At 70.9% G+C, this 19,410-nt stretch carries 11 protein-coding genes and 1 riboswitch; of the genes, 8 read left to right on the forward strand and 3 right to left on the reverse strand.

Annotated elements, in window-relative coordinates; translation table 11 throughout:
- Positions 1-3 precede the first annotated feature (3 nt).
- Positions 4-564 (forward strand): 50S ribosomal protein L17, encoded by a 561-nt coding sequence (gene rplQ, locus ABZ795_RS21060; protein ID WP_327024042.1) that lies wholly within the window; start codon positions 4-6, stop codon positions 562-564.
- A gap of 69 nt (positions 565-633) precedes the next feature.
- Positions 634-1,464 (forward strand): tRNA pseudouridine(38-40) synthase TruA, encoded by an 831-nt coding sequence (gene truA, locus ABZ795_RS21065; protein ID WP_357531560.1) that lies wholly within the window; start codon positions 634-636, stop codon positions 1,462-1,464.
- A gap of 3 nt (positions 1,465-1,467) precedes the next feature.
- Here the strand turns inward: truA and ABZ795_RS21070 are convergent, their stop codons facing one another.
- Positions 1,468-2,550: a hypothetical protein gene (locus ABZ795_RS21070; RefSeq protein ID WP_357531561.1), complete on the reverse strand. Its 1,083-nt coding sequence runs from the start codon at positions 2,548-2,550 to the stop codon at positions 1,468-1,470.
- Between the two features lie 126 nt (positions 2,551-2,676).
- Here ABZ795_RS21070 and ABZ795_RS21075 point away from each other — a divergent pair, with 126 nt between their 5' ends.
- The 3 genes from ABZ795_RS21075 to ABZ795_RS21085 are packed head-to-tail and all read left to right on the forward strand — an operon-like array spanning position 2,677 to position 6,036.
- The gene (locus ABZ795_RS21075) at positions 2,677-3,282 is read left to right on the forward strand and encodes a methyltransferase (RefSeq protein WP_357531593.1); all 606 of its coding nucleotides are present in this window, start codon (positions 2,677-2,679) and stop codon (positions 3,280-3,282) included.
- Between the two features lie 56 nt (positions 3,283-3,338).
- Positions 3,339-5,027: an ATP-binding cassette domain-containing protein gene (locus ABZ795_RS21080; RefSeq protein ID WP_357531562.1), complete on the forward strand. Its 1,689-nt coding sequence runs from the start codon at positions 3,339-3,341 to the stop codon at positions 5,025-5,027.
- A gap of 55 nt (positions 5,028-5,082) precedes the next feature.
- On the forward strand, positions 5,083-6,036 hold the full coding sequence (locus ABZ795_RS21085) for an aldo/keto reductase (RefSeq protein ID WP_357531594.1): 954 nt from the start codon (positions 5,083-5,085) through the stop codon (positions 6,034-6,036).
- Between the two features lie 119 nt (positions 6,037-6,155).
- Here the strand turns inward: ABZ795_RS21085 and ABZ795_RS21090 are convergent, their stop codons facing one another.
- Together ABZ795_RS21090 and ABZ795_RS21095 are read right to left on the reverse strand one after the other, a co-directional pair.
- Complete coding sequence (locus ABZ795_RS21090; protein ID WP_357531563.1) at positions 6,156-11,951, reverse strand: ThuA domain-containing protein; 5,796 nt, start codon at positions 11,949-11,951, stop codon at positions 6,156-6,158.
- Positions 11,952-12,308: 357 nt separating this feature from the next.
- Positions 12,309-17,015, reverse strand: a complete 4,707-nt coding sequence (locus tag ABZ795_RS21095; protein ID WP_357531564.1) for a ThuA domain-containing protein — start codon at positions 17,013-17,015, stop codon at positions 12,309-12,311.
- A gap of 331 nt (positions 17,016-17,346) precedes the next feature.
- A riboswitch (TPP riboswitch) is annotated at positions 17,347-17,456 on the forward strand.
- Between ABZ795_RS21095 and thiE the strand changes: the two genes are divergently transcribed.
- From thiE to thiS, 3 genes are all read left to right on the forward strand, one after another.
- Positions 17,451-18,077, forward strand: coding sequence for a thiamine phosphate synthase (gene thiE, locus ABZ795_RS21100; protein ID WP_357531565.1), 627 nt, complete (start codon positions 17,451-17,453; stop codon positions 18,075-18,077). (Overlaps the previous riboswitch by 6 nt.)
- A gap of 56 nt (positions 18,078-18,133) precedes the next feature.
- Positions 18,134-19,219, forward strand: a complete 1,086-nt coding sequence (thiO, locus tag ABZ795_RS21105; protein ID WP_357531566.1) for a glycine oxidase ThiO — start codon at positions 18,134-18,136, stop codon at positions 19,217-19,219.
- Entirely contained in the window at positions 19,210-19,410 is a 201-nt protein-coding gene (gene thiS / locus ABZ795_RS21110; protein ID WP_327024050.1) for a sulfur carrier protein ThiS, read from the forward strand. Before thiO ends, thiS begins: the two co-directional genes overlap by 10 nt.

Raw genomic sequence — 19,410 nt, forward strand, 5'->3', positions numbered from 1 at the left:
AGCATGCCCACGCCCACCAAGGGCCCCCGCCTCGGCGGCAGCCCCGCGCACGAGCGGCTGATGCTGGCCAACCTGGCCACCGCGCTGTTCCAGCACGGCAAGATCCAGACCACCGAGACGAAGGCCCGGCGGCTGCGTCCGCTGGCCGAGCAGCTCATCACCAAGGCCAAGCGCGGCGACCTCGCCTCGCGCCGCCGGGTGCTGGGCGTCGTCAAGGACAAGGACGTGGTCTACTCCCTGTTCGACCAGATCGCGCCCCGGTACGCCAACCGCAACGGCGGCTACACCCGGATCGTGAAGACCGGTCCGCGCAAGGGTGACGCCGCTCCGATGGCGATCATCGAGCTGGTCGAGGAGCTGCAGGTCACCGAGCCGACGGCGAACCGCAAGACCGCCGCCCGCAAGGCCGCCCAGCAGGACAAGGTCGAGGCGCTCGCCCCGGCCGAGGAGACCCCGGCCGCGCGTTCGGCCGACCAGGACTCCGAGGCCCCGGTGTCGGCGTCCGGTGACACGGCCGCCGCCCGCGAGGACAGCGACCTGGCCACCGAGGAAGGCAAGGCCTGATCAAGGCCGTCGTCGGGCCCGGCATCCCCCACGGGATGTCGGGCCCGAGTCGTCGTGAGGAGGTACGAGGTGGACGAGCGGATCCGGCTGCGGCTGGATGTCGCCTACGACGGCGGGGACTTCTCCGGCTGGGCCGCCCAGCCGGGTCGGCGTACGGTCGCCGGGGTTTTGATGGAGACGCTGGACCTGGTGCTCGGGGCCGGGACCGCGACCGGGTTGACGGTGGCTGGCCGGACCGACGCCGGGGTGCACGCCTCCGGGCAGGTCTGCCACCTCGACCTGCCCGCCGAGGTCTGGCAGGAACACCGGGACCGGCTGCTGCGTCGGCTGGCCCGGCTGCTGCCGGGTGATGTGCGGGTCCGGGCGATGACGGAGGTGCCGGACACCTTCGACGCCCGCTTCTCGGCCACCTTCCGGCGGTACGAGTACCGGGTGACCGATGCCCCCTGGGGGGCCGAGCCGCTGCGTCGGCACGAGGTGCTGGCCTGGCCCCGCCCGCTGGACTGCGATCGGCTGGCCGCGGCCTCCGCCGGGCTGGTGGGGGAGCACGACTTCGCCGCGTACTGCCGGCGGAAGGAGAACGCCACCACCCTGCGGGAGGTGACCCGGCTGGACTGGCGGCGTGACCCGGACGGAATCCTGGTCGCCACCGTGCAGGCGGACGCCTTCTGCCAGGCCATGGTGCGCAGCCTGGTCGGCGCGATGCTGGTGGCCGGGGACGGTCGCCGACCGGTGGAGTGGCCGGCCGGGCTGCTGACCCGGCGGGAACGGTCCAGTGAGGTGACCGTGGCCCCGGCGCACGGGCTGACCCTGGTGGCGGTGGGCTACCCGGAGGACCCGGCTGAGTACGCCCGCCGGGCCGAGGCCACCCGACGGTTGCGGGTGCCGGCCGAGGCCTGAGCCTCAGTCCTCGTCGGACCCGTTCTGGCTGCCGGTGTCCTCCGCGGGGGTGGGCTGGTTGGCTACGCCCCCGTTGGCCCGGTGCTCCAGCACCTCCCGGTTCAGGTGCAGTTCCAGCAGGTCGAACAGGATCTCGCGGACTGCGGTGTCGCCGGAGCGGATGGTGTCGCCGTCGGCGCGGGTCACCACCGCGTACGCGACATAGTGGCCGCGTACCTGCCAGCCGACCCGGGCGGGGGCGGTGGCGATGACCTCGGTGCCGTCGCCCGCCGGCATACCGCGGAAGCGGCCCTCCCGATCGTCGAGCACCTGCCGGATGCGCTCCCGGGCCCGTTCGGCGCTGGACCGGTCGGTCAGGTTGAACAGTCCGGCGGTGACCAGATGCTGCTGGTCGCTGGAGCGCAGGGTGGCTCGGACGACCTGGCTGCAACCGAGCCGGACGAGCAGGTCCGAGACCTCCCCGGTGGCCGCCACCGCGCAACTGGCGCTCGACTGGGCGCGCAGCACCTCGTAGCGTCGGCCGTCGCCGACGGTGAGGGTGCTGTTGGGGAAGACCTCCCGGCCGGTCAGTGGGGCCTGGTCGGTGTCGCGGGAATCCAGGTCGCCGGCCCGGGGCGAATCCGTGCCCGGGGTGTTGTTCTCCGGTGGGGTGCTCGGTGCCGCCTGCTGGCCGATCAAACGCCGGCCGTCGAGCAGGGCGGCGCCGGCCAGTCCACAGAGGGCCAGCAGCACCAGGGCGGCGGCACCGCCGATCAGCACCTGCCAGGTGCGGCCACCACCGCGACGGGGTGGTGGTGGGGCGGCCGACGCCGGTGCGGGCTGGGGTACGGCGGCGGGAGAGGGGTCGTACGGCACCGTCGTGGCGGCCTCGTAGCGGGGTGGCGGGTCCTGCGGCGGCGGGGCCGCTGCCGAGGCCGTCGTCGAGGGCAGCACCATCTGGTTGGGCCGCGGCAGCGACGGGGCCGGGAAACGGGACCGCGGGGGTCCGGCCGGTACCGCGTCGGTCGCGGGCGGTGCCTGTCCCTCGGGGTCGTCATCCCGGTACGGGCCGTAGGCGTCCTCATCGGAGTCGTACCGATATACCATGCCGACCAGAGTAGGGACTTTTATCCCTTTAGTAGGTTTTTTGAGGAAAACACCTTGCGGCGGGTCGCTTCGCCGAGGGCCGGCGTCCCGCCGGGGGAGTTTCGGGCCGGTGGAAGAATGACCGGCGTGACCGGGGACCACTACTTCACCACCGCACCCAGCGCCTCCGCCAAGCCGCGCGAGGTGCAGTTCGCCGTCGCCGGCCGCGACTTCACCCTGGCCTCGGCGGCCGGGGTGTTCTCCGCCAACCGCCTGGATCCGGGTACGGCCGTGCTGCTGCGCAAGGCCGACCTGCCACCGGCCTCGACCGAGGGGGCCCTGCTCGACCTCGGCTGCGGCTTCGGGCCGATCAGCTGTGTGCTCGCCACCGTCGCCCCGACCGCAAAGGTGTGGGCGGTGGACGTCAACGAGCGGGCCCGGGAACTCACCGCCGCCAACGCGGACGGCCTGGGCCTGGCCGACCGGGTACGGGTGGCGGCACCCGAGGAGGTGCCGGCCGACCTGACCTTCGCCCAGATCTGGTCCAACCCGCCCATCCGGCCCGGCAAGGACGAGCTGCACGACCTGCTGCTGCACTGGCTGCCCCGGTTGACCCCGGAGGGGGTGGCCTGGCTGGTGGTGGGTCGTCACCTGGGCGGTGACTCGCTGCACCGCTGGCTGGTGGAGCAGGGCTGGCAGGTGGAGCGGCACGCCAGCCAGAAGGGCTTCCGGGTGCTTCGCGTCACGCGGTGAGCGGCCCAGGCCGGTAATCGGTTGGCTGCTTTGCCGGGCTCCGGGAGGATGCCCGCGTGGGATACGTGGACGTGGCAGCGGTCGGACACCACCTGCCGGACGGGCGGGAACTCTTCGCCGACGTGTCGTTCCGGGTCGGTGAGGGCGCCAAGGTGGCCCTGGTCGGGCCGAACGGTGCCGGCAAGACGACCCTGCTGCGGATGGTCGCCGGTGACCTGCCGGTGCGTACCGGCACCATCGCCCGGGCCGGTGGGCTGGGGGTGATGCGGCAGTTCATCGGCATGATCGGTGACGAGTCCACCCTGGCCGACCTGGCGTTGTCGCTGGCCCCGCCGCCGCTGCGGGAGGCCGGTCGCCGACTCGCCGAGACCGAGGCGGCCATGCGCGCCGCCGAGCTGCGCGGCAAGTACAGCAGCGCCGCCGGCAAGGCCCAGTTGGCGTACGCGGAGGCCCTGGCCGCCTGGGGGGAGATCGGCGGGTACGACGCCGAGGTCCTCTTCGACACGGTCGCCACCATCGTGCTCGACCTGCCCTGGGAGACCGCGCGGCAGCGACCGGTACGCACCCTCTCCGGCGGTCAGCAGAAGCGCTTCGCCCTGGAGTTGCTGCTGCGCGGCCCGGACGAGGTGCTGCTGCTCGACGAGCCGGACAACTTCCTCGATGTACCCGGCAAACGATGGCTGGAGGCGCGACTGCGGGAGTCCGGCAAGTCCGTGCTCTACGTCTCGCACGACCGGGAGTTGCTGGCACACACCGCCGACCGGGTGGTCGCCGTGGAGGGTGGCAGCGCCTGGGTGCACCCGGGCGGCTTCGCCAGCTGGCACACCGCGCGGGTGGCCCGGCACGACCGCCTGGACGAGCTGCGCAAACGGTGGGACGAGGAGCACGAGAAGCTGCGCGAGTTGATGCTGATGTACAAGCAGAAGGCCGCTTACAACTCCGGCATGGCCTCCCGCTACCAGTCGGCGCAGACCCGGTTGCGCAAGTTCGAGGAGGCCGGGCCGCCGCCCGTACCGCCGAAGGACCAGGACATCCGGATGCGGCTGACCGGCGGGCGGACCGGCAAACGCGCGTTGATCTGCGAGCAGCTGGAACTCGACGGCCTGACCTACCCCTTCGACCTGGAGGTCTGGTACGGCGACCGGGTGGCGGTGCTCGGTGCCAACGGCACCGGCAAGTCCCACTTCCTGCGGCTGCTGGCGCGCGGCGGCACGGACCCCGACCCGGCCAACCCGCCGGTCGACGGCGCGGCGGCCCTGGCCCCGGTGGCGCACGGCGGCCTCGCGCGGCTCGGTGCCCGGGTGCGTCCCGGGCACTTCTCGCAGACCCACGACCGGCCGGAGCTGATGGCCAAGACCCTGGTGGAGATCCTCTGGCGGGGTGACGAGCACCGCGACGGCATGGACCGGCACGCGGCCATGGCGGCGCTCAGCCGGTACGAGTTGGCCGGCCAGGGGGACCAGCGGTTCGGCATCCTCTCCGGCGGGCAGCAGGCCCGCTTCCTGGTGCTGCTGCTGGAGCTGTCCGGGGCGACCCTGCTGCTGCTCGACGAGCCCACCGACAACCTGGACCTGGCCTCCGCCGAGGCCCTGGAGGCCGGGCTGGCCGCCTTCTCCGGCACGGTGCTCGCGGTGACGCACGACCGCTGGTTCACCCGCACCTTCGACCGGTTCCTGCTGTTTCAGGGCGACGGCGAGGTGGTGGAGACGGACGAGCCGGTCTGGGAGGTGTCCTCCCGGCGGTGACCGGCGAGGTCACTCGGCGTTCCTCCGCGCGGCATATGGTGATCTCGTGAGTGAGATGACCTATCGCCGGTTGGGCGACTCCGGGCTCGTGGTGTCCGCTGTGGGGATCGGCTGCAACAACTTCGGCCGCAAACTCGACCTCGACGGCACTCGCGCCGTGGTCGACGCGGCCCTCGACGTCGGGATCAACTTCTTCGACACCGCGGACATCTACGGCGAACCGCACGGCGGGTCGGAGGCGCAACTCGGTGCCGCCCTCAAGGGGCGCCGGGACGAGGTGGTGCTGGCGACCAAGTTCGGCATGTCGATGAGCGGCGCCAACGGGCGGGACTTCGGGGTCCGGGGGTCACGGCGCTACATCATCCGGGCGGCGGAGGCGTCGCTGCGTCGACTGGACACCGACTACATCGACCTGTACCAGTTTCACGAGCCCGACCCGGGCACCCCGATCGAGGAGACCCTCGCGGCCCTGGACGACCTGGTCCGCGACGGCAAGGTGCGCTACCTGGGCAACTCCAACTTCGCCGGGTGGCAGATCGCCGACGCCGACTGGACGGCCAAGAGTCGCGGGCTGACCCGCTTCATCAGCGCCCAGAACAACTACAGCCTGCTCAACCGGGACGTCGAGATCGAGGTGCTGCCCGCCTGCGAACGCTTCGGGCTCGGCATGTTGCCGTTCTTCCCGCTGGCCAACGGGCTGCTGACCGGCAAGTACAAGCGGGGCGAGGCCCCGCCGGCCGGTAGCCGGCTGGCCGGTGGCGGCCGGTACGCCCAGCGGCTCGCCGCCGCCGACTGGGACACCATCGAGGCCATCGAGGAGTACGCCGCCGAGCGGGGGGTGTCCATTCTGGACGTGGCCATCGGCGGGCTGGCCGCCCAACCCTCGGTGACCTCGGTCATCGCCGGGGCTACCACCCCCGAGCAGGTACGCGCCAACGCGGCGGCCGGGTCCTGGCAGCCCACCGAGGCCGACCTGGCGGCCCTGCGCGAGGTGCTCGACAGTCAGTAGCCCGGCGTGTGAACCGGGGCCTGGGGTGTATGAAGCGGCCCGGCGCGCGTGCTGCGTGCCGGGCCGGTTCGTGGTTGGAGCGGGGCCCCGTCCGGTCGAGACCGGACGGGGCCCGTGGATCACAGCCGGCGGCCGGGTGCCAACCGGGTCGGGTCGTCACCGAGGCGTCCGGCCCCCTTGACGGACTTGCCCTCGTTGGCCTTGACCCCTGCCGTGCTGGCCGTGCCGCCGAGCCGAACGATCATGGCGTCGGCGTCCCGGATCAGCACCTCCCGGATCTCGGCCTCGGCGATGAGCTTGGCGTCGGCGGCAAGGTCGCGGAACTTCTTCAGCTCCTTGATCGCCTTCTCGTCGTTGCCCTTCGCCTCCTCCTTGCGGACCTTCTCGAGCTGCTTGGACAACTGCTCGTGCGCCTTGTTCGACAGGCGTCCCGTCGCCTTGAACCGGTCCAGCAGGAACTGCATGTCCCGGAACGAGGTGGTGACGAAGAACCGGACCGAGGCGGTGGTGCTGTTACCCGCCTTGTCGGTCGCGGTCACGGTCAGCTCGTGCAGACCCAACGGCAGCTCGTACATCGCCTGGAGGGTGCCGCTGTAGTACGGCCGGCCGTCCAGGGTGCCGACCACGGTGGCGATCCCGGAGGTCGGGTCGACCGCCTGCCAGGACACCCGTACGTCCTGGCTGTCGCCGTACAGTTGGCCGTCGGCGATGCCGGAGACCAGCAGGGTCGGCTTGGTGCCGTCGATGCGTACCACCGCGGACTTCAGGGTCTCGACGTTGCCGACCTTGTCGGTGGCCCGGTACAACAGCTCATGGGTGCCGTCGCCGCTGATCTCCACCGGCTCGGAGTACGGCGTCCAGGCGCCACCGTCGAGCGACCACTCCAGCAGTTCCACCCCGGAACCGGCATCGGTCGAGGTGAGCACCACCGGGATGGTGCCGTCGTGCCAGCCCTCGTCGTTCGCCGGAGCGAACGTCGCCGTGCTGACCGGGGCGGTGGTGTCGATTCGGACGGTGACCGTCTTCGTCTCCTCCACGTTGCCGGCCTCGTCGACGGACCGGAACCGCAGCTCGTGCTCGCCGTCCCCGGTCACCTGCACCGGATCGGTGTAGGTGGTCCAGGTGTCGGCCTCGCCGAGCTGGTACTCCGTGCGGGCCACCCCGCTGCCGCCCTCCTCGTCGGTGGCGGACAGGGTGACCGTCACCGGCCCGGTGTGCCAGCCCTCGATCGGGGTGCCGGACACCTCGGCGGTGGTCACCGGCGCCGTCGTGTCGCTCGGAGCGTCCTCCGCAGAGAACCGGAAGTAGTCGAAGGTGGCCACCTTCGAGGCGGTCTGGTTGCCGCTGAGGGTGAACACCCCGATCTTCGGGGTGGCCCCCACGGCCGCGTTGGTCAGCCCGGTCAACTCCGTCCAGGTGGTGCCGTCCGTCGAGTACGACCCGGTGAAGACGTCACCGGTGCGGGACACCCGTAGGTACCACTCGGAGGAGGTCAGGCCCTCCGCACCCGGTTGCGGGTCCTGGATCGACCCGCCGATCTCGCTGCGCAGCTCGATCCGTCGGGTCACCGGCTGGCCGGCCGGGTTGTCGGCGACGAAGTCGAACTTGACGTAGTTGTCGTCGTCGCCGTACACGATCAGACCCGCCTGCTGGTACTGCTCGTCCAGCAGACTGCCGTCGATCCTGGTCTCCATCGTCCAGTCGCCGCTAGGGGCGTTCTGCAGGATGAAGTTCGTCGGGTCGGTGTTGTTGGTGCCGTAGATGTCACCGTTGGGCACGTCGACGCTCAGCTTCCCGCCGCCGACCCGGTAGGCGCTCGGGTCCTCCCGCAGGATGGCGTTCCACCGGCACTTGTCCAGCGAGATGCCGTCGAACTCGTCGGACCGGTCGACCGGCCCGGCGGGCTCGTCCGGGGTCACCTGGAACCAGTCGAACTCGGCGTCCACGACGGGGGCGTCCGTGCCACCGTTGAGGGCGAACAGGCCGATCCGCGGGTTCTCGATGCCGGCCAGCTCGGCGGCGCGCCCGACCGGGCTGAAGGTCTGCCCGTCGGCCGACATCTCCGCGGTCAGGGTGCTGCCGTCGCTGCTGATCCGCAGCCAGACGGTGTCACCCTCCGGTGCGGCGACATTGTCGGCACTGTCGTTGCGCGGGGTGCCGGCAGCTTCCCGGAGGAACTCCACCCGGCGGCTGCCGTTGTAGAGCAGGTCCACCTTGGCGTAGTTGTCGTCGTCGCCGTAGACGATCAGACCGGCCTGCTGGTAGGTGGCCGTGACCGGCACGGTCACCTTGGTGGTCGCCTGCCAGGCCCCGCTGGGTGCGGGCTGGAGCACCAGGTTGGTCGCGTCGTTGCGGCTGCCGTACAGGTCACCGGCCTCGGTGGGGATGCGCAGTGCGCCGTCGGAGACGGACAGGAGTTGGTTCTCCCGCACCACACTGGTCCACCGGTCCCGGTTCAGGGTGTCGCCGCTGAAGTCGTCCGAACGGGCCCCCAGGCAGGAGGTGTTCGGGGACTCGATGCGGATCGGCACGGTGGCGTACGACCGGGCACCTCGGCTGTCCGTCACCGTCAGGACGGCGGTGAAGGTGCCGGGCGCGGCGTAGGTGTGCTCGGCGTTCAGGGTGTCGGCCGTACCACCGTCACCGAAGTCCCACTCGTACGTGAGCGGGGTGTCGCCCTCGGGGTCGGTGGCCGTACCGCTGAAGGAGACCGCCAGCGGCGCGGTGCCGGTGGTCGGGGAGGCGTTGGCCGTGACGACCGGCGGGGCGTTGTCCGTGACCCCCTTGCCGAGGAAGTCCATCCAGTTGACGTTGAACAGGCTGCTCGTGCCGCCGGCCGGGTCGCGGGCGACGAAGAACAGCTTGCCGTCGGAGTCCGCCTCGGCCGGAACCTCAGCGGTGACATCGGTGTACGACTGCCAGTCCCCGGTGCCCGGTACGGCGACCGAGGTGACCAGCGGACCGTCCGGCGCACCGGCCCGGACCTCGATCCGACCACCGGAGGCGGCCGAGGCCACCCGGAACCGGATCGACTCGATGCCGGTCAGGCTGGCCGGCTCGACCGACCACCAGTCGCCGTCCTCGATGAAGCCGATGTTCTCGCCGCCGCCCGCGGTGTCCCCGGCGGCCTCCCTGACCACTCCCGGGTCGCCGCCGCCGGTGCCGTCGGCCAGCCGACCGGTGTTGGAGTAGTACTCGGCCTGCTTGCGCTTGGGCTGCAGGATCTGCAGGGAGCGGCCGGTCAGCGGGCTGGCCCCACCGGAGCCGCCCTGGTCGGTGTAGGTCGCCTCCAGCACGGTGAACACGTTCGCCTCGGCGCCGTGTCCGGCGGCGAGCTGGGTCTGCACCACACCCTCGCAGCCGGTGTGCTGCTCCAGCGGGTGGGCGTGCTCGTCGTGACCCAGCAGCACCTGGAGTTCGACCTCGTCGCAGTCGATCTCCCCGTCCTCGGGGTCGGTCACCTTGATGGTGTACTTGACCTGGTCACCCCAGTCGAAGAAGCCGCCGTCCGGCGGGAACTCGATGGTGACCGTCGGTACGGTGTTGCCGACCGTGACCGGCACGTTCGCCACCGCGGTACGCCCCTTGGGGTTGGTCACGGTGAGCTGGGCGGTGTAGTTGCCCGCCGAGGCGTACGTGTGGGTGGGGTTGGCCTCCTCGGAGCTGTTGCCGTCGCCGAAGTTCCAGGCGTAGGTCAGGGCTCCGCCGTCCGGGTCACGGGAGCCGGCGCTGGAGAAGCTGACCGTCAGCGGGGCCGGGCCGGAGGTGGGGTCGGCGTTGGCCACCGCGATCGGGGCCCGGTCACCGGCGATGTAGTCGATGCGGTAGACCCCGGAGTTGTCGTTGTTGCCGCCGAAGCCGCTACCCCACTCGATCATGTAGAGCGCGCCGTCGGGACCGAATTCGAAGTCCATCGGCCGGATGAAGCTCATCCCGTCCAGCAGACGGTTGATGTCCACCAGGGACTTGCCGTCCGAGGTGACCTGCATGGTGTACATCCGGGACTGGTTCCACTCACCGAGCAGCGCCTTGCCGTCGTAGTACGCCGGCCACTTGCGGTCGGAGGTCAGGTCGGCGTCGTACCGGTAGACCGGGCCGCCCATCGGGGCGCCACCGCCACCGATCTCGGGGAACAGCGGGTTGGCCGCGTAGCCGTAGTCGACCGTGGCCGAGACGGCCGGCGGCAGGTTGGTCAGACCGGTGTTGTTCGGAGAGTCGTTGACCAGGTTGGCGCAGTCGAACTTGGCCCCGCTGGGCCCGGACGGGAACTGGTAGTCGTTGTACGCCCGGTTCGCGCCGTGGCAGTACGGCCAGCCGAAGTTGCCGGGCTGGTCGACGATGTTCCACTCGACCAGGCCCTCCGGGCCCCGGTTGGGGTTGGCGGAGGCGGCGTCCGGCCCGTAGTCGGCCACGTACAGCACGTCCGTTTCCAGGTCGATGCCGATCCGGAAGGGGTTACGGAAGCCCATCGCGTAGATCTCGGGGCGGGTCTTCTCCGTGCCCGGCGCGAACAGGTTGCCCTCCGGGATGGTGTACGTCCCGTCGTCCTCCGGGTGGATCCGGATCACCTTGCCGCGCAGGTCGTTGGTGTTGCCGGAGGTGCGCTGCGCGTCGTAGTCGGCGCGGCCGGGCCGCTCGTCGATCGGGGTGTACGCGTCCGAGGAGAACGGGTTGGTGTTGTCCCCGGTGGCCAGGTACAGGTTGCCGGCCGAGTCGAAGGTCATCGTCCCGCCCGCGTGGCAGCAGGTGTTGCGCTGGGTGTCGACCCGCAGCACCTGCTTCTCGCTGGCCGGGTCGATGGTGTCGCCGGTGACCGTGAACCGGGACAGCAGGTTACGGGCTACCCCGTCGTTCGGGGCGTAGTAGAGGTACACCCAGTTGTTGGTGGCGAAGTTCGGGTCCAGGCGGATGCCGATCAGGCCGTCCTCGTTGCCGGTGAAGACGTCGAGGTCGATCGCGGTGACGGTCTGCCCGGTGTCCGGCTTGATGATCTGAACCCGGCCGTCGCGCTCGATGTAGAAGACCCGGCCGTCGGCCGCGATGTCCAGCTCCATCGGGTTGCTGGTGTTGCTGTCCAGCGTCACCTTCTCGAAGCTGGAGGTCAGGGAGGCACGGCAGTCGGCGCCGCTGACCCCGGCCGCGGTCCGGATGCCACCGAGCAGGTGCTGGAGGAACTCCGGCTCGGCGTACGACTCGCGGGTGTGACCGCCACCGGTGTACCAGGTCCGGCCGCCGTCGTAGTCCCGGCACCAGGCGATCGGGTGGTCGTGACCCATCGCGCCCGTGCCCGGGGAGTAGCTGCGCTCGTCGAGGGTGGCCAGCACGTGCACCTTGCCGCGCGGGTTGGTGCGGAAGTTGTACCACTCGTCGTACCGGGACCAGCGCTCCGGCAGGTGGGCGGTGGACTCGTGCGCCGGGTCCTCGACCTTGACGGTGGCCGTCTGGTTGGCCGGGTGGTTGGCGAAGTAGGCCCCCACCAGCTCGCCGTACCAGGGCCAGTTGTACTCGGTGTCGGAGGCGGCGTGCACGCCGACGTAGCCGCCACCGGTCTGGATGTAGCGCTCGAAGGCCTCCTGCTGTTCGGCGTTGAGCACGTCACCGGTGGTGGAGAGCCAGATCACCGCCCGGTAGCGGGCCAGGTTCGCGTCGGTGAAGGAGGCGCTGTCCTCGGTGGTCTCCACGGTGAAGCCGTGGGTGGCACCCAGTTGCTGGATCGCGGCGATGCCGGTCGGAATCGAGTCGTGCCGGAAGCCGGCGGTCTTGGAGAAGACCAGGACCGAGAAGTCGTCGGCGGCGGCCTGTGGTGCTGGGGCCGGCGCCGGTGCGGTCTGCGCCAGGGGTGCTGTCTTGGTGGTGGTGGGGGCGGCCTGCGCGGGTCCGCCGACGAGCGTGGTCACGGCGAGGCCGAGACTCATCAAGGCGGCGGTTATGGGTGCGCGGGCACGGTGTGGTCGGGACACTCCGGTCTCCTTGGTCCTGACGGACAGGGGTCGCGGGGCCGGTTCGCCGAAGACCGTCCCAGGTGGAGCCGGATCGGTCGCCTGCCGGGGCGTCCGTTCCAGCATTATGTTGAGCCGTTGAACAAATTACTTCCGCTCTATGAGTACTTGGCAAGGTTTCGATGAATAACGGTTCGGTAACGGAGGGTGACATTTCCCGGTATCACCCGCTAAGTCGTACGTCCGGTCTCGGGCCTTTGGAGGTCGGCCCGGCACCTCGGGACGGGAGCCGGCCCGCACCCCTCCAGGTGCGGGCCGGCTCCGATCGGTCGACTAGCCCGGGGTCAGCCGGAAGTAGTCGAAGGCGGCCGTCTTCGAGGCGGTCTGGTTGGCCCCCAGGGTGAACAGCCCCACCTTCGGGGTGGTCCCGACCGCGGTGCTGGTCAAGGAGCCCAGGCTGGTCCAACTCGTTCCGTCCGCCGAGTAGGCGGCGGTGTAGGTGCTGCCGCTGCGGGACAGGCGCAGGTGCCAGATCCCCTGGGTCAGCCCGGTGGCCTGGGGTTGGGTGCTCTGCACCACCCCGCCGACCTCACTACGGAACTCGATCCGTCGCGAGATCGTCTGACCGGCCGCGTTGTCCGTGACGTAGTCGAACTTCAGGTAGTTGTCGTCGTCGGCGTACACCAGCAGACCCGCCTGCTGGTACTGCTCGTTGAACAGGCTGCCGTCGACCCGGGTCTGGATCGTCCAGTTCCCGGCCGGACTGTTCTGCAGGATGAAGTTCGTCGGCCCGGTGTTGCTGGTGCCGTAGATGTCACCGTTGGGTACATCGATGCGCAGGGCACCGTCGGTCACCCGGTACCGGGTCGCCTCCTCCCGCACGATGGCGTTCCACCGGCACTTCTCCAGGGTGCTGCCGGTGAACTCGTCCGAGGGTGTGGCGCTCGTACCCGTCGTGGCCTCCGGGGTGATCCGGAACCAGTCGAAGTCCGCGTTCAGGACCGGGGCGGTGGTGCCGCCGTTGAGGGCGAACAGACCGATCCGGGGGTTGGTGATCCCGGCCAGGGCAGCGGACCGACCCACCGGGGTGAAGGTCTGCCCGTCGGTCGAGTAGGCCGCGGTCAGGTTCGTCCCGTCACTGGTCAGTCGCAGGTGGATGGTGTCGCCGGTGGGAGCGGCCGTGGCGTCCGCGCTTTCGTTGCGCGGGGTGCCGGCACTCTCCCGGATGAACTCCACCTTGCGGTTGCCGCCGTAGACCAGGTCCAGCTTGGCGTAGTTGTCGTCGTTGCCGTACAGGATCAGGCCGGCCTGCTGGTAGTCGGCCCGGGCCGCGACGGTGACCCGGGTGGTCGCCTGCCAGGCCCCGCTGGGCGCGGGCTGGAGCACCAGGTTGGTCGCGTCGTTGCGGGTGCCGTACAGGTCACCCGCCGCGGTGGGCAGGCGCAGGGCACCCCCGGTCAGCGAGTACCCCTGGCTGTCCCGCACCACACTGGTCCACCGCTGGCGATCCAGCGCGGTGCCGGTGAACTCGTCCGACCGTTGGGGCCCCTGCTCCACCTGGCAGGGCTCATTGCCCCCGGGCCCGTCCACCCGGATCTGCACGGTGGCCTGGCCCCGGGCACCCCGACTGTCGGTGACCGTCAGGGTGGCGGTGTAGTTGCCCGCCGTGGTGTAGGTGTGGGTGGCGTTGAGGGTGGTCGCCGTGCCACCGTCGCCGAAGTCCCAGGCGTACGTCAGCGGGGTGTCCCCGTCCGGGTCGGACGCCGTACCGGTGAAGGTCACGGCCAGTGGCGCGGTCCCGCTGGTCGGGGTGGCCGTGGCGGTGACCGTCGGTGGGGCGTTGCCGCTGACCCCAGGGCCGACGAAGTTCATCCAGTTGACGTTGAACAGGGTTCCGGTGCCCCGGTTGGGGTCCCGGGCGACGAAGTACAGCCCGCCCTCCGAAGAGGCGCCGTTGGGTATCTGCGCGGTGACGTCGGTGTAGGTCTGCCAGCCCTCGGTGCCGGCCACCGTGGCAGTGGTGATCAGGGGACCGTCGGCGGCCCCGGCCCGGACCTCGATCCGGCCACCGGAGGTAGCCGAGGCTACCCGGAACTGGATCGAGGTGACCCCGGTCAGGCTGGCCGGGGTGACCGACCACCAGTCGCCGTCCTCGATGAAGCCGATGTTCTGCCCGCCGCCGGCGGTGTCACCGGTGGTCTCCTTCTCCACCCCGGCGGTGCCGCCCCCGGTGGCACCGGCCACCCGGCCGGTGGCCGAGAAGTACTCTGCCTCCTTGCGCTTGGGCTGGAGGATCTTCAGGGCCCGGCCGGTCTGCGGCTCGGCTCCGTCGGAACCACCCCGGTCGGTGTAGGTCGCCTCCAGCACGGTGAAGACGTTCGCGTCCGCCCCGTGGCCGTCGGCCAGCTGGGTCTGCACCGTGCCGGTGCAGCCGGTGTGCCGCTCCAGGGGATGGGCGTGCTCGTCGTGACCCAGCAGCACCTGGAGTTCGACCTCGTCGCAGTCGATCGTGCCGTCCTCTGGGTCGGTCACCCGGATGGTGTACGCGACCTGGTCACCCCAGGCGAAGAAGCCGCCGTCCGGGGGGAATTCGATGGTGACCGTCGGGGCGGTGTTGCCGACCGTGATCGGCACGTTCGCCACCGCGCTGCGGCCCGCCGGGTTGGTCACCCGCAACTGCGCGGTGTAGCTGCCGGAGCGGGTGTACGTGTGGGTCGGGTTGGCCTGGGTGGAGGTGCCACCGTCACCGAAGGTCCAGGCGTAGGTGAGGGTGCCACCGTCCGGGTCGCGGGAACCCGCGCTGGAGAAGGTGACCGCCAGCGGGGGAGCCCCCGAGGTGGGGGTCGCCGCGGCCACCGCGATCGGAGCCCGGGCCCCGGCGGTGTAGTCGATGCGGTAGACCCCGGAGTTGTCGTTGTCGCCGCCGAAGCCGCTACCCCACTCGATCAGGTACAACGCGCCGTCGGGGCCGAACTCCATGTCCATCGGCCGGACGAAGGTCATCTGGTCGAGGATCCGGTTGATGTCCACGAGGGTCTTGCCGTCCCGGCTGACCTGCATGGTGTACATCCGCGACTGGTTCCACTCGCCGAAGATCGACTTGCCGTCGAAGTACGCCGGCCACTGGCGGCGGGACGAGATGGTCGGGTCGAACCGGTAGACCGGGCCGGCCATCGGCGCTCCGCCGCCGCCGATCTCCGGGAAGCGGCTGTCGCCGCCGTAGCCGTAGTCCACCGTGGCCGGGATGGCCGCCGGCAGGTTGGTCAGACCGGTGTTGTTGGGGGAGTTGTTCACCGGCGCGGAGCAGTTGAACTTAGCCCCGCTCGGGCCGGACGGGAACTGGTAGTCGTTGTACGCCTGGTTGTTGCCGTGGCAGTACGGCCAGCCGAAGTTGCCGGGCCGGTCGACGATGTTCCACTCCACCAGGCCCTCCGGGCCCCGGTTCGCGTTGGTGGTGGTGGCGTCCGGGCCGTAGTCGGCGACGTAGAGCACATTGGTCACCGGGTCGATGCCGATCCGGAAGGGGTTGCGCAGCCCCATCGCGTAGATCTCCGGACGGGTCCGGGCGGTGCCCGGGGCGAACAGGTTCCCGCTCGGGATGGTGTACGTCCCGTCGGCCTGGGGCCGGATCCGCAGCACCTTGCCGCGCAGGTCGTTGGTGTTGCCGGCGGTACGCTGGGCGTCGTAGTCCGCGCGCCCGGAGCGCTCGTCCAAGGGGCTGTATCCGCTGGACTCGAAGGGGTTGGTGTTGTCCCCGGTGGCCAGGTACAGGTTGCCGGCCGAGTCGAAGGTCATCGTCCCGCCCATGTGGCAGCAGGTGTTGCGCTGGGTGGGCACCTCCAGGACGACCCGTTCGCTGGACGCGCTGATCGTGTCACCGGTGACGGTGAACCGGGACAGGTAGTTGCGGGACCCGCCCGCGCTCGGGGCGTAGTAGAGCCAGATCCACCCGTTGCTGCTGAAGTTGGGGTCGAGGCGGATGCCCAGCAGGCCGTCCTCGTTGCCGGCGAAGACACTCAGCCGCAGGGCGGTGACGGTCTGCCCGGTGTCCGGCTTGATGATCTGGACCCGGCCGTCGCGCTCGATGTAGAAGACCCGCCCGTCCTCGGCGATGTCCAGCTCCATCGGGTTGCTGGTGTTGCTGTCCAGCGTCACCTTCTCGAAGTTGGCGGCCCGACCGGCGCCGCAGTCGGCGTGCACCACCCCGGCCGCGGTCTGGATGCCGCCGAGCAGGTGCTGGAGGAACTCGGCGTTGGCGAAGGACTCCTGGGTGTGCCCGCCACCGGTGTACCAGGACCGGCCACCGTCGTAGTTCTGGCACCAGGCGATCGGGTGGTCGTGCCCCATCGCCCCGCTGCCGGGGCTGTAGCTGCGCTCGTCCAGCGAGGCCAGCACCTGCACCTGACGGGCGCGGGGGTTGGTGCGGAAGTTGTACCACTCGTCGAAGCGGGACCACCGGTCCGGCAGGTGCCGGGTCGACTCGTGGGTGGTGTCCTCGACCTTCACGGTGGCGGTCTGGTTGGCCGGGTGGCTGTTGAAGTAGGCCCCGACCAGTTGGCCGTACCAGGCCCAGTCGTACTCGGTGTCGGAGGCGGCGTGCACCCCGACGTATCCGCCACCGGCCCGGATGTAGCGCTCGAAGGCCGACTGCTGAGTGGCGTTGAGCACGTCGCCGGTGGTCGACAACCAGATGACCGCCTTGAACCTGGCCAGGTTGGTGTCGGTGAAGGCCGCACCGTCCTCAGTGGTGACGACGGTGAAGTTGTTCGCGGTGCCGAGCTGTTGGATGGCCCGGATGCCGGCGGGAATCGAGTCGTGGCGGAACCCGGCGGTCTTGGAGAACACCAGGACGGAGAACGGCTCCGCCGCCGCGGCCTGAGCGGTGGTGGGGGCGGCGGCCTGGGTGGTGGTACGGCCGGCGGCCTGGGCGGCTGTGGGGCGGGCGATCGGGAACGGCGCGGCGGTCAGAACGAGTGCCAGGGCGAGTAGCGCCACGGCTAACGGGTCGAGCGTTGCTCGCCCGCGGCTGAGTCGGGGCACGAAGATCTCCTCTTTCCGTGTAGGACGGGTCGGAGCGGACGTCGGTGGCTACTCCGGGTCGGTCCGAGTGCTCGTACCTGACGGTGAGGGTCTGGCTGCCGAGGAACTGAGCCGATCAATCAAATTTCCTTTGATCGATCGGTTTCGGGCAAGACTCATTGATGTAACAGCTTGGTAACGAGGCGTCATCCAATTGGCATGAGTCACTGCGTAACCGGGTCCCTTCTGGTCGCCGGATGAGAGTGAAACGGTGGAGTCCGGCCAGCTCCCGGGGTTGGCCGGGGCGGGTCCGGGGGTTGGCGGCGCAGCCGAAACGACGTACGGTGACACCCAACGAACCCACGGGAGCCCGGTGTACCGGGCTGAGAGGGGGGCTGCCAGCCCCCGACCGTCGAACCTGATCCGGGTAATGCCGGCGCAGGGAGGAGTGTTGCCGTGCCGTCCCTCGGACGACTGCATCTGATCACCGACACTCGACCGGGGCGGGATGCGCTGGCCGTGCTCGCGGCCGTCCTGCCGGTGGCCCACCCCGAGCTGGTGGTCCAGGTCCGGGCCGAGGACGCCGTCACCGACCGGGAGGCGTACGAGCTGACCTGCCGGGTGCTCGCCCGCTGCCGGCCGTACGGCGTCACCTGCCTGGTCAACGACCGCCTGCATGTGGCGTTGGCGGCGGGGGCCGCCGGCGGTCATGTCGGCGCGGAGGACCTGCCGGTGGCGGCGGCCCGGCAGGTGCTCGGCCCGCAGGCGGTGCTGGGCGCCACCGCCCGGGAGCCGGTTTCGGCCGCCGAGGCGGTCGCCGCCGGAGCCAGCTATCTGGGCGTGGGCCCCTGCCACGCCACCACCACGAAGGACGGCCTGCCACCGGCGATCGGGGTGGCCGGCGTCCGGGCGGTGGTCGAGGCGGTCGCCGTGCCGGTGATCGCCATCGGGGGAGTGACGGCGGCGGACGTACCCGGGTTACGGGCCGCCGGCGTGTACGGGGTGGCGGTGGTCGGCGCGCTCTCCGCAGCCGCCGATCCCGCCCACGCCGCAGCCGAGCTGGTCAGGGCGCTGACGTGTTAAGCAGGGGCCCTTCCTATACCGGAGACGTTAAGCGGGGGCCCTTCCTTGCACCGCAGGTGGCGGTGGTGGGGGCGGGGCCGATCGGGTTGGCGATCGCCTGGCGGTGCGCGGCCCGGGGACTGCGGGTAGTGGTGCACGATCCGGCTCCGGGGTCGGGAGCCTCCCAGGTGGCCGCCGGGATGCTGGCGCCGGTGGCGGAGGCGTACTTCGGTGAACACGAACTGACCGGGCTGCTCACCGAGTCCGCTCGACGCTGGCCGGCCTTCGCCGCCGAGCTGACCGAGGCCAGCGGCCTGGACATCGGGTACCGGACTGAGGGCACCCTGATGGTCGGGCTGACCGCCGACGACCTGGCCGAGGCGCGGCGGCTGTGGGCGTACCAGCAGGGTCTGGGTCTGCCGGTGACCCCGCTGCTGCCCTCCCAGTTGCGCGAGCATGAACCGGCGCTGGCCCCCCGGGTTCGCGGGGGTGCCCTCGCCGCCACCGATCACCAGGTCGATCCGCGTCGGCTGGTACCGGCGCTGCGGCTGGCCGCCGAGCGGGCCGGCGCGGTGCTGGTCACCGAGCCGGTGGGGCGACTGTCCGAGGTGTCCGCCGAGGTGACCGTGGTCGCCGCCGGCTGCGGCGCCACCGCCCTGACCGGGCTGCCGGTCCGCCCGGTGAAGGGCCAGGTGCTGCGGCTGCGTACCCCGGACGGCGGCCCGCCGGGCTTCCGGCACGTCATCCGGGGGTACGCCGACGGCGAGCACGTCTACCTGGTCCCGCGCGAGTGCGGTGAGGTCGTGGTCGGTGCCACCGTCGAGGAACGCTCCGACCTGGCGGTCTCCGCCGGTGCGGTGCTGCGGCTGCTGCGGGCCGCAATCGACCTGCTGCCCGAACTGGCCGAGTACGACCTGGTGGAGACGATCGCCGGGCTGCGCCCCGGCACCCCGGACAACGCCCCGATCCTGGGGCCGCTGCCCGACCGCCCGCAGGTGCTGGCGGCCACCGGTCACCACCGGCACGGAATCGTGCTGACCCCGGTCACCGCGGACCTGATCACCGGCCTGATCACCGGGGCGGAAGCGGACGAGTCGATGCTCAGTCCCTTCCGGGCCGACCGGTTCCGTCCGGACAGCAAGGAGGACGACAGATGGAGTTGACGGTCAACGGAGTCGGGCAGGTGGTGCCCGACGGCGCCACGGTCGCTGAACTGGTACGACAGGTCACGCCGCAGCACCGGGGGGTGGCCGTGGCGGTCAACGGCGAGGTGGTGCCGCGTACCGGATGGCCGGCGACCGTGCTGCACGGCGGCGACCGGGTAGAGGTGCTCAGCGCCGCCCAGGGCGGGTGA

Source organism: Micromonospora sp. NPDC047134, assembly GCF_040643455.1.
Taxonomy (GTDB): domain Bacteria; phylum Actinomycetota; class Actinomycetes; order Mycobacteriales; family Micromonosporaceae; genus Micromonospora.